This window comes from Acinetobacter chinensis (assembly GCF_002165375.2).
In the GTDB taxonomy this organism is placed as follows: domain Bacteria; phylum Pseudomonadota; class Gammaproteobacteria; order Pseudomonadales; family Moraxellaceae; genus Acinetobacter; species Acinetobacter chinensis.
Genome location: NZ_CP032134.1, coordinates 388,607 through 403,124, shown reverse-complemented (window position 1 = coordinate 403,124; position 14,518 = coordinate 388,607). Strand labels below are relative to the sequence as shown.

The window sequence follows — 14,518 nt, the reverse complement described above, 5'->3', positions numbered from 1 at the left end:
GCGCGTCATGAAACTGCAATATTTGTTCTTCTATAAAAAAAATGAATCATGGATGCCTGTTGTGAAACTTTTTTCCACCAATACCTGCTATGTACCCAAAGACCTGTCACAGGTGACCCGTAGCCTTGATGAGGTTGCACCCGAGCTTGGGGGTATGACTGATCAGCAGGTTTCAAAAATCTGGCAGAGCATTGAAAACCTGTACAAAACAGGAAATTATCCTCTGATCAGCTTCTGTCTGCGGCGTAAAGGACAGATTATGCTGAACCGCAGTATTGGCTATGCGCAGGGAAATTCAGCCTCCGGTCTGTCTGATCAGGCAATTGTTGCCACACCTGATACACCCGTCTGTCTGTTTTCTGCCTCCAAAATGATTACAGCGATGCTCATTCACATGCTGGATGAAACTGGTGAAATCAATCTGCTTGATCCTGTCAGTTATTACATTCCTGAATATGCTCAGAACGGGAAACGTCGGGCAACCATATTCCATCTGCTGTCACACCGTGGCGGTATTCCCCGTGTTGAAACCGAAGTCACACCTGAACTGTTATTTGATAAAGAACAGATTTTACAACAGTTATATGCCTCTAAACCGATCTCTCCTGCGGGTGCACACCTTGCCTATCATGCTGTCACCGCAGGGTATATTTTAGGAGAGCTGATTGAACGGGTCACAGGTCAGGATCTGCGTCAGTTTTTACATGAGCATATTGAGAAACCGATGGACATGCCCTTTTTCAATTATGGTCTGAAACCTGAATTCCGTGACCAGGTGGCATTGAACTATCCGACAGGAATGCACCCTAAACTGGGTACCGATCATTATCTGAATCATGTACTCGGGGGTGGATTACAGCTTGCTGTCGATGTCACCAATGATCACCGTTTTATGGATACCATCTGCCCGGCAGGTAATATTTATACCAGTGCAGAACAGTCCAACCGTTTTTTTGAAATGTTATTGAATGGCGGCAGTTACAACGGAAAACAGATCATGAGCCCTGAAACTGTCTTCCGCGCAACGCTGCCAACGTCCACGACAAGTATTGACCGGACTCTGCTTGCTCCGATGCGTTATGCACTGGGCCCAATGCTGGGCAGTAATCCTCTAGGGGTCTTTGGTCCAATGACAGGACAGGCATTTGGTCACTTAGGATTTTCCAATATTTTATGCTGGGCAGATCCTGAGCGGGATATCAGTGTCTCTTTCATCAATACCGGAAAATCTGTGCTTGGAACACATATTCCAGCACTGGCTGCCTCTCTTTACCAGATCTCTACTCAGTGCCCGAAGGTTCCCAAAGAACAGCGCCGCTCTCTGTTTGGAACAGACCGGACTGAAACCAACCTGGTCTGAAATGAAAAAGCCCCGGACCAAGTCTGGGGCTTTTTCTGCGCTGTAGTTTCTTTTATTTTAATTATCATTGTTTTATTTATTGTCATAGTATCCGCTTCACGCGGTTTTTATTAAACATTCCATGTTTAACTTTTACTTCCCTATGTGTAATATTTTGCCATATTCACTGAATGAAAAAAGTCCACTTTTACGTATCTGTTTGTAAGTATTTTCGTACAATAAGTAAACATTATATTATTGTGTAATTTCTGATGAAAAATAAAAAGCCCTGTAGTCTCTCCCAAAACTACAAGGCTTAGCGGCTGTAAGTTTCCTCTTTTCGCTTACGTCTCTGTAAGCTCGCTGTCTAAACGACTTTATTATTATAGTTTTGCGATTATTCTCAACATTCCTTGTTGAGCAATTTGTACGGTCATCTTCTCAAAAAGTCCCCGTAAGCTCTATGCGCAAATCTCTTGAATTAATGTAAGCCATTTCGTACAAAGCCCAGTATTGTTAATAATTCTTTAACAATTCAGTTTTTGATTAACTTTTGCTAATAATCCACTATTCCTGCAAGTCTGAACACTCAATGCCTGTACAAATGAATCTGCATTCACCAATAGTGTGACTGTATTTTTTGCCCGTGTAATCGCGGTATACAACAACTCTCTGCTCAGCAGTTTTGTTGCATTTCCATCCAGTACCACCGCGGTGTGCCTGAATTCAGAACCCTGTGACTTATGAATTGTCAGTGCAAATGCCGTTTCAATATTTTTAGGTAACCGCGTAACTGCAACCCATTTATCCAGACTTGGGAAATACACCTCAAACTGTGCACTGCCATTTCTGATTCTGTTCAGACAGATACCAATATCACCATTGGACAGCCCCAGCTGATAATCATTGTAGGTCATCATGACCGGACGTCCGGTAAACCAGTCACCTTGCACTGATGCCGCGATGACCGGTCTCTCCAGCAGTCTTTTTGTTATCTGTAGATTCAGCTGATGTACGCCCGACTCACCATGGCGGATGGCTGTCAGAATCCGGTAGTCATCAAAAACGGTCACTATCTGCTGTAACATGCTTTCATCATGATCCGCTTTCACATAGCTGCTGAGTATGTCTGCATAAGTACTGTAACCATACATCAGACGATCATAGCATTCAGACCACTCTGCGGGTGTCTGTCTGTGCGAAGGAAGATATTCAAGCTGTACAACATCCTGCATATCCTTCGACAATGCGACGGGCTGTATGATGCCTGGCTGGGCGATCTGCTCAGAAAATGCTTTCAGTACATCTGCATCCGGCTGTTCTGCCTGCTGCTGAATAAAGGCAGCCATTTTTCCAATCAAGGCATCCTGCCCAAACCGACGGCTGTTGACCAGATGCACTCTGTTCTCAGCCAGTGCCGTCACCTGCTGCAAATCTGCCAGTACAGATCCAACATCAACAGATGCCAGCTGATTGGCATCACCCAACAGAATTAGCCGTGCCTGACTGGAGACAGCGGCCAGCAGCATCTGCGCCAGACTCAGATCCAGCATGGAGGCTTCATCAACCACAATAACATCATAAGGCAGAGGTTGTCGGGCGTGATATCTCGGCTTCTGTCCTGTTCCCAGTCCAAGCAACCGGTGAATCGTGACTGGTGTCAGCTGTTTCAGTTCATCTGATGCCAGTTCTGTCAGCTTCGGATCATTCAATGAGTTCTGCAGTGCTTCTTTCATACGCTGAGCGGCTTTACCTGTCGGTGCTGCCAGCGCAATTCTCAGTCCAGGTTGTGTCTGATTAAGCACGGCAATAATACGGGCAAGTGTATAGGTTTTACCTGTACCTGGTCCTCCCGTAATGATATTCAGTGACTGCGTTACACTCATCTGCAAAGCCTGTCGCTGAAATGGATCTGTCAGCAGTTCCTGATAGGCTTCAATATTCACCGCTTCAAGTGTCTGTTGTTTTAAGCGTAAAACCTGATCTGAAAGCTGCTGCTCCAGAGACCAGTAACGGTATAGATACAGTCGCTCACCGTCATGCACAAACGGAATCACACTGTTTTCTGCATAAGCACTGTTCTGCACCATCTGTCCCAGTGTCATGACCTGGTGTTGATTGACCAGAAGACAGCTGTCCCCCTGCTGTGCAGCCAGCAACAGCTGCTGAACCAGCTGTTTTGCACTGTCTGAAACGGGTTCAGTATTATAGGGTGCGCCCAGAATATAACTGCTCCATTGCTGAATCCATTCATCCACCTGGTTTTCTGTATCGGGCTGTGAAGTTATGCTCAAAGTTTCCACATGGTTATCCTCAAAGTTATCCACAGTTTTATACGGTTTCGTGCAGCAGAACTGTGTCCGCCTGAACCGTCAGGTGCCCCAGCATTGCATCCAGTCTTAAAATAAACTCAGAAGATGGACGCCAGTAAACATATCCCTGCTGAGCCTGCCCGTTCATCCCCCTGAGATACAGATAGCTGGCTCCGCCCAGGTCACGGTCAATCTCATAATCATCCAGCTGAACCTTCAGATAACGATGCAGTGCAACCAGATAAACCGCTGCCTGCAGCCAGTAACTGGCAAAACTCATACTTTCCTGAATCGCTTCTGTCCGGTACTGCTGCTGATCTTTTCCTAAAAAATTACTTTTATAATCGGCAATGTGATACTGCTGTCCATCATGAAAAACAAGGTCAATTGAACCCTGTAAATAACGTGCAGCATTTGCAGCATTAAATTCAGGCATCACAATACCTTCATCTGCAAATAACTGGTGAATCCGTTTCACAGCTGGGACACGGTCTGCCAGTGCCATCTGAAATGGAAATTCTGACAGATATTGATCCGGCTTCAACTGCCCCAGATGAAAACTGCCCTGTAAAGGTGTATCCAGCACCTGCTGTAACCATTCAGCAATCCAGCTCAACAGAATATTTTCTGACTGTTCCTGCTCTGGAAAATCAGTCTGATAACGCGCAGTCACTTCTTTCAGTAAAATGGAATAATCATTTTTAAAGCGCCTGTGAATTTCAAGCAGCCACTCGCTGCTGTCTGCAAATTGAATATGTTCAAAAATTTCATGCAGAAAGTTTCCTGCAACCGTACCCATTGGAAAATTTGCCTTGATCCATGAAACAGGTTGATCCTGTTCCAGAACAGTATCTTCCGTTTCAGGCACATAAACCGGCTCGTCTTCAGCCCCACCGATGGATAACTCTGCAACTGCCAGTGCATCCTGAATCTGCTGTCGGGTCAGGTGCTGTGCCAGAGCACTGAAGCTGGTTTTCGCTTTGGTATAAAAACGCTGGTCAGGAAAGACCTGTGCCTGAAGATCACGCTGAACCGGACTTTCCTGCGCCATTTTACGGACTGGACGCTCCATCATCAGAGGCTCCATCACACTGCCCTGATGCTGAAAAATCTGTTCGCCCTGTCCCCGCCAGTAGGCCAGTCCACCTGTCGATTTTCCTTTGTCATCGCTCAGCATGGCATAAACCCGATAACTGGCTCGGGTCAGTGCGACATACCAGATCCGATGATGTTCTGCCAGTGCCCGTTCTTCATGCTGAGTCACTGCTGCCTGTTCAACCAGATGTTTGTCATTGACAGCCACAACCCGCTGCTGTTCCATCTTTCCAGTCCGCTCATTGAACTGTTCAACGGTAGAAAAATTCAAGGGTTTATCACGCTCTCTGAACGCTTTGTCTGCCTCAAGCAGAAAGACAATTCTGAACTCAAGCCCTTTGGACTGATGAATCGTCATCAGCTGAACTCCGGCTTCACTGGACAGACGACGCTCCATTTCCCATTCACGTTCCATCGGAGAAGTCAGCTGTTTTAAATACCAATGATAAAGATTCTGTGCCCCCTGATACTGTTCGCTGTGCTGACTGAGCACTTCATTCAGATGTCTTAAATTGACCACCGCACGTTCATTATCCCGACTGAAACTGCTGACGAGGTTCTGCCAGACACTGAACTGATCCAGACAGTAGTGCCATGCGGTCAGAAAACCCTGGTTCAGCCACATTTCCCTGATCAGATCAAACTGTTCCATATAACGGCTCAGTCCGTCCGGAAGTGCTTCAAGTTCCATTAAAGTCTGAAGATTAAATCCACACAAACGGCTTAATAACGCCCGTTTCACCTTTGGCTCATCATAAGGGAACATAATGGCAGTCAGCACAGCACCTGTATCTTTTGCCACCATACTGCTGAACACACTTTTCCTGGATGGTCGGGAGGTACGTATACCCATATATTCCAGTGCAGACTGCGCATGATCCAACCCTCGATGTCCTTTACACAGGACAGCAATATCATTTTCACAGACAGGTCGCTGGATGCCATTCTCTGAAAAAAACAGACTGCCACCCACACCCTGATTCAACAGCTGACAGACTTTCCACGCCACCTGTTCGGCTTCTTTGCTTTTATCTTCCAGCTGTATCCAGCGAAGCGGCGATGGGTTGATCTGCTGTTCATCGACCAGATCTGGATGTGGTCTGCTGCCCGCCTGCACAGGGCTGTAGATCACCTGCTCACCAAAGTCCGGTTGCTGCTGGAACAGTGCATCGACCACTTCAACCAGCGGTTTGACTGAACGATGGTTATAGATCAGGTTATACGTCCGACCACTCTGCCCTGATACGTCCATCTGGGCTTTCAGAAAGGTCAGCATGTCTCCACCACGGAAACCATAAATAGCCTGTTTACGGTCTCCAACCATGATCATGCAGCCCAGCTTAACCCTTGCAGGATTCCGCCAGACCTGTGCCAGTAAGTTATCCTGATCCTGATTGGTGTCCTGAAATTCATCGACCAAAATCAGGGGATATCGAGCATGGATATGTGCTGCAAAACGTTGACCACCTTCCTCCTGCAAAGCATCTGCCAGTGTCCTGATCTGCTGAGCAAAAGTGGTTTCACCTTTCTGCTGAAGTACCTGTGGCAAACGCTTTCTGACCTCAGTCGCCAGATGAAACTTCAGATAGCTGTCCAGCAGTTCAAGGTCAATCGTCAGTCTGTTCAGTTCCTCTATAAACACTCGCACAGCCTGAATCACAGGATGCTGTTCAAAGTCTGCCAGAACATTTTCAGGACATTTGTTCAGTGGTTTTTTCAGCAGATCAGCCAGCTGCTTCAGCGTTTCTGCATATTCGGACGCATACAGTGCATAAGCTCCCTGCTGTTGAATACCTGAGATAAAGGCAGGGAGTTTTTCAGTCAGTAAACGCTGCAGTTTTGCATGATCACGCCATTTTTTTGCCACAATGGCATGATATTCACCTTCTGCCAGATAATATGCTGACAGTGAAGTAAGCTGTGCCAGGTCAAGCTGGCTGAATGCCGTCATCTGTGCTGAAAATGCTTCCAGCTGAATATCAGGCTGCGCCACTTCCTGAAATTTTGCTGAGGAAAAATTCAGGCTGCTTTCCACAACAGAGACATAAGCCTCCTGAGATTTCAGCTTTTTATTCAACAGCAGATAATCAATAACAGGCTGTGGCTGCTGCTGTATCCATTCACGTAAGACATCATGAATCAGCAGAAAGCTGCAACGACGGGCATCATCCGTTATTTCTGCACGTTCAATTTTCCCGCTTTCAAAAGCAAATTCCCGCAGCAGTTTCTGACTGAAGCTGTCCAGTGTTCCTACAAACAGTTCATCCAGCTGATCAATCACCAGTTTCAGACGTTCACAGGCATAGGCAATACGACCTGAAAAGCCTTTTAAAACTGTTGCAAATAACGGATCTTTTTCATTTTCCGCTTTGCGCTGAATGTCCTGTTCAGTCAACTCCCTGCACTGATTCAGATACGCCAGTGTGTCCACTGCCCTGGCACGGATACGGCTTTTCAACTCTGCTGCCGCTTTACGTGTAAATGTCGTTGCAATGACCTGAGCAGGCAGATATTTTTCCAGTAAAATACGCACCATCAGGCTTGAAAGCGTATACGTCTTTCCAGAGCCTGCCGATGCTTCAATCCAGTGCAGTCCGGTAAAGTACATATCTTCAATAGGCTGTGTGGAAACCTGCGATGAGGAAAGTTTCTGAGTCATGCTTATGCTTCCTCTACAGACTGATACTGGTAAATCGGTTGATACAGCTCATGAGCAAACAGATCACAGCAATGTTCCAGCAAAGCTGTTGTATCCTGTTCCTGTAAAATAAACTGCCAGTCACGATGAAATTTTGTCGCTTCGTTGTCTTCAATTGAAAATGCACTGCTGAAACGGGCAGCATCTCCATTCCACTCTTTCAGCAGATCCCCCTGAAGCTCAGGAACTGCGTGTCCGAATTCATCCACCAGCCATTCCAGTTCTTTTGCTTTTTCTGCAGGTTTCATTAATAAAGCAGCAGGCAGAACCAGGGGCTGAGTCTGTCCATACACAAAGGCTTTGAACCAGCCCTGCAGACAGTCGCGTGCCTGAGCTGAACTCAGTCCTGTATTGATCAGAGTGACATCACTGAATACCGCGATCCGCTTCAGGTGGACAGATTCCTCATCATTTAGACCTGCATAAGCCAGCCAGAGCAGATATTCAAGCCAGACTTTTGCCCGCCGTTTCGCCCGACCACTGGAAGCATCCAGACTGACCCACTGCTCTGTTTTCTGTTCAGGGACGGTCAGGCTGATGATCAGATCAGATTGAATCCGCCACTGTTTCTGCGTGACAGGCGTCTCTTCTTCTGCATATCGGGACAGTCTTTTTTTCAGACTGTCCTGTTCCGCCAGACTGATCTGCCAGGCACTGTGCTGAACTTTTCCAACAGGTAAACGATCCATCAGCAGATCAGGATGCACTGGCTGTTCACCCTGCTTTTTTAAATAATCCCGAATGATATAACGCCCCAGTCCATCCAGCACCAGTGGTTCATTATCTTCAGGAATATCTTCAGGCTGCAGATTGGCAACGCCGAGGGTCTTTAAGTACAGGCGAGCAGGGAAAATCATATCCTTAATCCACTGACCGGCATCCAGTACAACGATCGAATCCTGTTCCAGCGGATATGAACTGTTTACCCATCCCTGACGGCTGTTCTGTACATTCTGCTGATGCAGGCGTGTTGCCACCTGAAACCACTGATCCTGATAACGAGTGTTTTCAGATAACTCATAACCGACAGGATCGAAAGGCTGCAAGGTATGCACATGGTACAGAGACTTTAACTGAGCAGGGATTTCTATCTCATGCAGCCTGATCATTGCGGCAGTTTCTGCAACTTCAGCTGAGCTGTCACAGGTGCTGGAAATCAGTGCCATGTGAGTGATCAGTTCCTGCACCACACTTGAAGGTTCTCTGACTTCGCCATCACTGACATCAAAACCATTATAGAACATCCAGAAACTCTGCTTTGCCAGCAGGAGTGCATCCAGAAATGCGCCCTGATCATCTTCAAGACGGGAGCGGTCACCCAGCTGTGGTTTCAGCAGTGCCATCAGATCAAAAGGCAGATTCTGATTGCGGTCAGGAAACTTACCGCTGTCCATATTCAACAGCACCACCAGTGAATAAGGAACCGGACGGATCTGACCAATCTGACTGAAAGTGATCTGTCCGGTAGGCACCGCCTGATCAAACTGATTGTCCAGGGTATTCTGAATTTCTGTGAGCAGATATGGCAATGGTAAATTGAGCCGTCTCAGCTCACTGGATCTGTCTGCATCCTGTTCATTCCGATAAGCCAGTGACAGCATGGTGTCATGCTTTTTCAGAATCTTTTTCACCACAGTCAGTGATTCGACTCCATACTGTTCAAATTCTTCAATTTCACGGGTCAGAATCACCAGCCACTTTTCCACACCGATCTCTGAGCCTGCAGATTTTTTCTCATGTGCAGTCATCCAGTGGCGACGCAAAGCAAAATCCTGATAAATCTGAATCAGTTTACTGACCAGCTCAAAGTCCCCAGGCAGTACCTGCGAAAAACTTAAGGTGGTTCCAAACATGGCATGTTCAGGCACGGCGACACCCAGCACCAGCCGATCCAGTGCAAATTTCAGACTGAAACGATAGTCCCTGTCATTTTCACTGAGCTGCTCTGCCAGATGCCGTTCATCCAGTCCGCGTTTAAATCCTGCCTGAATCAGCAGTTCCATTATTCTGGCGGTACTGTTCAGATCGAGTTCATAACGCAATAAAACTGCATTCAGATTCAGCCAGTCGGCAAAATCCTCAGTACTGAATCGTCCCTGCACCAGCTGAATTCTGCCGAGTACCGCACGCCAGGCATTACTGGCATCCAGCTGCGTCACGCCCGCTATTTTAATTGGCAGATAAATGCTGTTCTGTTTCGGCACATGTGGAAAGACACTGCGGATTAAGGATTCAACCTGCTTGATATCCGGTACCAGCACCAGTACATCTGACGGGCGGCGGGGCTGTTCTGCGGTACTTTGGGACAACCACTGAATCAGCTGATCACGCAGTACTTCCAGCTGCCTTAGTGCCGAATGACAGACATGAATCTGCACCGAATCATCATCCTGTTCGAGCAGATACGCATGCGGTTCAGGTTCAGCCAGATACAGAATATCGGACTGAATTTTTGTCAGTAAGCTCTTTGGTTCTTCATCCACAAAGGCATCAACCCACTGCCCCTCATCCCCCGATGACAGGCTGGACAGCAAGGAAAAGTGATCCCGTGCCTGCTTGCCGAAACGGGTCAGTAAAGGGTGTCTGGACTCACGGATTTCTGCATTAAAATTTAAGGTAAATTCATCAAAGAATTTCTGGATATCTTCATCTGTGGCTTTTGGATGCTTAGCAATAAACCGCTCTTTGACTCTCAGATCGTACTGCTTCTTCCAGTTGGGATCGACACTGTCTGCCCAGTACTCCTGTGAAGGGTTATAGTGCAGAATCACAATATCAATATGCTGTCCCAGTCTACGCAGAAAATTCAGCTGTGCAGGAGGCAGATCAAGCAGTGTAAATACGGTTACCTGTGCAGGCAGTTTTGACAATGCTTCTTCCCGAAGAACAGCATTGTCCATGATCTGCCAGAAATCTGCATCAATACTCTGCATTTCCACAAAGTCTTCATGAAAGGTATGCTGCCACAGCCAGCGTTGCCATTCTTCCAGCTGTTGTGCCTGACTGAACGTAAAAGCAGAGACTTCATCCCGGGTTTTAAAAAACTGCTGTTCCAGATTCAGCGCTTTTCCCTGTCCCCACTGCACCAGCCAGTTACCACTGCATTTACAGCCCTGCTGGCAGTTCTGCTGACATTCTCCCCGATACAGCATGTAATTACTGAAAAGAACCGAAACCCGTTCAGCCACCCAGTACAGCATGCTCTGTTTTTTCAGTTGCTTCTGCACGGGATCTGTCAGCTCAGCAGCGGCATCATAAATCCGTTGCACGATAGAAAATAAGGGATGATTTTCTGCCAGCAGATTATGTTCAGTTTCAATAAATGCTTTCAGTGTCTGATAAATCCGCCACTTCATCACCAGACGGGGAATATTGGCTTTACGGACTTTGTCTTTATTACTTAATACCTGCTGATAGGCATACCACTGAAAACCACGGATGCGCTGATGAAACAGTGTATTGGCACTGACCCCCTGCTGCTCTGAAATCTTCAGCGTCAGCCACTCCTGCACCGCAGGACCGGGCACAATAAAATGCTGTGCCTTTAATACAGAAAATGCATGTCTGGATGGTTTAATACGACTCTTAAACACACCCTCCAGCAACACATCTAGTCGCTGACTCTGAATGACATGAATTCCCATTCTTCTGTTCCTACCTTTTTATTTCATCAACCGTGCACAAAACATAAACTTTGGCTACTGTACATCTTAATGGGACTGTGGCATTTTTACAGCAACATTTCGAACAACTTACCAGGTCTGGGCATAAAAAATAATTTCAGCAATTTCCTGCCCAGAACCTGAAATCAGGTAGCGCTTCTATGAAAATTGATAAGATTCCAGACAACATTGACCCAAATTTAAACCTGGAACAGATCCGTCAGGAATGTCTGGCACTGGTAAAAAAACGCTCCTATGTCTCTGCGGGTGCTGCAGTGATTCCTGTACCGTTTTTTGATGTTGTGATTGATGTCGGAATGCTGTCTTTCTTAATTCCAGAAATTAATGCCCGCTTTGGTCTGGCACCGGATCAGATCAGTGTGTATGACCCTGCAACCAAAAAAATCCACTGGAATGAACTGCGCAAACGTGGCTTTGAATTCTCAGGTCTGGTGGTGGCACGTACTGCGGTGAAATCATCTTTAAATAATGTTGCTGCTAAAGTCATTACCAAACAGGTAACCAAATTCATTCCACTCGGTGGTTCAATCATTGCAGCCAGTCTGGGCTATATTGTGATGAAAAAAGTCGCTGAAGCGCATGTGGAAGAATGCTATAAACTGGCGAAAAACATTCAGCAGAAGCAGAATGCGAGTGTAGTGAAGTATTCCTGATCTGTTGATTCAAAAAAATGCGACTAACTCCCGTTCACACAAGGTGATGTACTGTGCCTGGCGGTATGAATGTCGCCTTTGGATGTGAGGAATAACACTCCACAAGAAAATGTGCCTCTCATCCAGCAAAGGGGTTTGTTAATTTTTCCCGGTCAAAATAAGGCATCGCCTTCACAGATCAAGTTCAACTTAGAACAATATTTTGTGGCAATATGACAGATAGAATCCCTCCCCACCTCCCTTTTCAAAGGGAGGGGTATTACTCGGACTCAAATACCATCAATCCGCATTCAACTGCTTCAATATCGCCTTAAGCACCTGAATACGCGCCGAGTATTTGTCATTGGTTGCAATCACATGCCACGGTGCATACTCAGTACTGGTCCGTTCAAACATATCTGCAGCTGCATTTAAATAATCATCCCAGCGCCCACGGTTACGCCAGTCATCAGGGGTGATTTTAAAACGCTTATGTGGCGTTTCTTCACGGGCTTTAAAACGCGCTTCCTGCTCATCCTTACTGATCGCAAGCCATAATTTGATCACCACCGTCTGATTATCCGTCAGGTGTTTTTCAAAACGGTTAATTTCATCATAAGCCCTTTGCCATTCAGCAGGTTTCGCAAAACCCTCAATCCGCTCAACCAGAACACGACCATACCAGCTGCGGTCAAAGATCGTAATTTCATTAGTTTCAGTCAGTTTCGTCCAGAAACGCCACAGATACGGACGACGTAACTCATACTGCTCAGGCGCAGCAATGGTATGGATTTCGTATTCACGGGGATCCAGTTTTTTCACAATCCGTTTGATTGCACCCCCCTTTCCTGCGGCATCCATACCCTCAAAAGCAACCACTACATTGCGTGAATCATTACGCAGTGCATCCGATACCTTACGGGTCAGTTTTTTCAGTTCTGCCTTATAATCATCCTCTGCCAGAACTTCGGTAGATGGATGAAGTAAAGTTTCAGGAACAGTCGCCTGTTTCCATCGGGTTCTTACACTCGCTTTATGTTTTGGCAACTGTTTCAAGGCTTGCAGAATATACTGTGCAAACTGCTGATCACGTACAGTTTCATCCTCACAGTCAATCACAAACCAGTCTTCGGTAAAACGCTGTCTGAGTTTCTGCACGGTGTCGTACTGTTTTTTAGTGCGCCAGTCCAGTCCAAAAAGTTTATGCCATTTCTGTTCTGAGCCATCCATATCATCCAGACGCTTCTGCAGGCTCTTCCACGGCAGATCAAACCAGATTTTTATTACATCAACATGGTTATTTTTTAGATCCTGTTCAAAAGCTCTCATATTTTCAATATAGGCATCAAACATACTGTCATCCAGCGGTCTGGACACATGCATCGCGGTTGCCATCAGATCACTGTACCAGTTGCCAAAAAATACCTGTATCTGACCTTCAGCGGGTATAAAACGCGTATAAGGCTGCCAGAATGTCTGTTTGTTTGTAAATAAATGAGCAGGGTCTGCTTTCACTCTTAAATAACGCGGGTCAACCCATTCCCTTAACTGCTTGACAGCTTCTCCCTTACCGGCAAGCTCAATGCCACTGACCAGTATGACCAGGCTTTTTGCATTATTCTTATCCCGGGTATTTTTAAGTGCATACTGTGCTTCTATCAGATCAACCGAAAGTTCATCTTCTTCACGGACTGAAAACTGTAATTGTTGTTCGAGCATGCCCATCACTTCTCTTATGTTATCTGATCAGTTCAGTATAGTGATTTCCGCCGTACCCGCCATATCAATTATGTACATCATTCTGTAATAATCCTCCCCCAGGACTGACCATATTTCAGTATGGTTTCAGTTCTACTGTCATAGCAGTGCCGTTAAACTGCCATTATGCTTTTCAAAAGATGAATCATCGGGTTTAAATATGTCCAAACTTGCAGCACTGGATCAACTGCTGGAACAATACCAGCAACTCAGCTATCACTCAGATCCTGTCCTGGAAAAACGTCTGCATGAAGCCCAGGACTGGCTGAAACAGCGCATTCAGAAAACCCATCAGGAAATGTTCAGTAAACCTGAATACCAGCTGATGGCAAAATACTTTATTAACCGCCTGTACGGTGGTCCCGAGTTCGATGAGCTTTCCCTTCAGATTGAGCGCTTACTGAAATATGCCCACAAAGCTGAAAAAATCATTCCTGAAAATGCCATTAAAACCGGACTGAAATCGGTCGGACTGGCTGTACTTGCCATGCGGTTGGATGAACAGGTTGCTGCCCAGCTGTTAAAAAACTATCCGACAGATCAACCCATTGACGATGAAATGATGCTCCAGACCCTGATTCAGCTGGATCAGAAAGATGCCCGCCTGGAACAGCTGAATCTGCTAGATGACCTCGGCACAGCGTTAGATAAATACATGCGCTCATTCATCATGCACACTGCATTTAAAATGTGTAAAGGGACTGCAGCAAAATATAAGTTTGAGCTGATGTATGACTTTATTGGTGAAGGCTTTGTGGCAATGAAACCGATGAAATCGGCAGCAAAGTTTATTCAGGAATTTACAGCCAAAGAACGTACAATTGTAGAAAATGTACATGCAGGAAAAACAAATCCTTTTGAAATATGATAAGGTCGGTGGCAGATCCGCATGATGTCCCAGCATATTTTCGGTATATTTTTCATCACAACTGCATGATGATGACTGTAAAAATCCGTAGAATCTGTCATCATGCAAAACACTGCAAGATTGACTATTTTTG

General features: G+C 46.1%; 7 protein-coding genes. 3 read left to right on the top strand and 4 right to left on the bottom strand.

The genetic code is table 11. The annotated features are described in order from the left end of the window. Window positions 1-61 precede the first annotated feature (61 nt). Window positions 62-1,360 (top strand): serine hydrolase domain-containing protein, encoded by a 1,299-nt coding sequence (locus tag CDG60_RS02665; protein ID WP_087512727.1) that lies wholly within the window; start codon window positions 62-64, stop codon window positions 1,358-1,360. A gap of 506 nt (window positions 1,361-1,866) precedes the next feature. Here the strand turns inward: CDG60_RS02665 and recD are convergent. From recD to CDG60_RS02650, 3 genes are read right to left on the bottom strand one after another with little or no spacing between them, the layout of a single operon-like run. Continuing rightward, window positions 1,867-3,642 carry an exodeoxyribonuclease V subunit alpha gene (gene recD / locus CDG60_RS02660; protein WP_406565294.1) on the bottom strand — a complete coding sequence of 592 codons (1,776 nt, stop codon included), beginning with the start codon at window positions 3,640-3,642 and terminating at the stop codon, window positions 1,867-1,869. Window positions 3,643-3,670: 28 nt separating this feature from the next. Beyond that, window positions 3,671-7,405, bottom strand: a complete 3,735-nt coding sequence (locus CDG60_RS02655; RefSeq protein ID WP_087512651.1) for a UvrD-helicase domain-containing protein — start codon at window positions 7,403-7,405, stop codon at window positions 3,671-3,673. Between the two features lie 2 nt (window positions 7,406-7,407). Next, the gene (locus CDG60_RS02650; protein WP_087512650.1) at window positions 7,408-11,088 is read right to left on the bottom strand and encodes an exodeoxyribonuclease V subunit gamma; all 3,681 of its coding nucleotides are present in this window, start codon (window positions 11,086-11,088) and stop codon (window positions 7,408-7,410) included. A 179-nt stretch (window positions 11,089-11,267) separates the two neighbouring features. Here CDG60_RS02650 and CDG60_RS02645 point away from each other — a divergent pair, with 179 nt between their 5' ends. After that, window positions 11,268-11,780, top strand: coding sequence for a hypothetical protein (locus CDG60_RS02645; RefSeq protein WP_087512649.1), 513 nt, complete (start codon window positions 11,268-11,270; stop codon window positions 11,778-11,780). Between the two features lie 279 nt (window positions 11,781-12,059). Here the strand turns inward: CDG60_RS02645 and pap are convergent, their stop codons facing one another. After that, the gene (pap, locus tag CDG60_RS02640; RefSeq protein ID WP_087512726.1) at window positions 12,060-13,478 is read right to left on the bottom strand and encodes a polyphosphate:AMP phosphotransferase; all 1,419 of its coding nucleotides are present in this window, start codon (window positions 13,476-13,478) and stop codon (window positions 12,060-12,062) included. Between the two features lie 199 nt (window positions 13,479-13,677). Between pap and CDG60_RS02635 the strand changes: the two genes are divergently transcribed. Then, window positions 13,678-14,385 (top strand): DUF8198 family protein, encoded by a 708-nt coding sequence (locus CDG60_RS02635; RefSeq protein ID WP_087512648.1) that lies wholly within the window; start codon window positions 13,678-13,680, stop codon window positions 14,383-14,385. Window positions 14,386-14,518: the final 133 nt, after the last annotated feature.

What these genes read in the sequence shown, in the direction of transcription:
- CDG60_RS02655 (WP_087512651.1), bottom strand. Translation starts at nt 7,405, where the DNA reads ATGACTCAGAAACTTTCCTCATCGCAGGTTTCCACACAGCCTATTGAA.
- CDG60_RS02650 (WP_087512650.1), bottom strand. Translation starts at nt 11,088, where the DNA reads ATGGGAATTCATGTCATTCAGAGTCAGCGACTAGATGTGTTGCTGGAG.
- CDG60_RS02645 (WP_087512649.1), top strand. Translation starts at nt 11,268, where the DNA reads ATGAAAATTGATAAGATTCCAGACAACATTGACCCAAATTTAAACCTG.
- pap (WP_087512726.1), bottom strand. Translation starts at nt 13,478, where the DNA reads ATGCTCGAACAACAATTACAGTTTTCAGTCCGTGAAGAAGATGAACTT.
- CDG60_RS02635 (WP_087512648.1), top strand. Translation starts at nt 13,678, where the DNA reads ATGTCCAAACTTGCAGCACTGGATCAACTGCTGGAACAATACCAGCAA.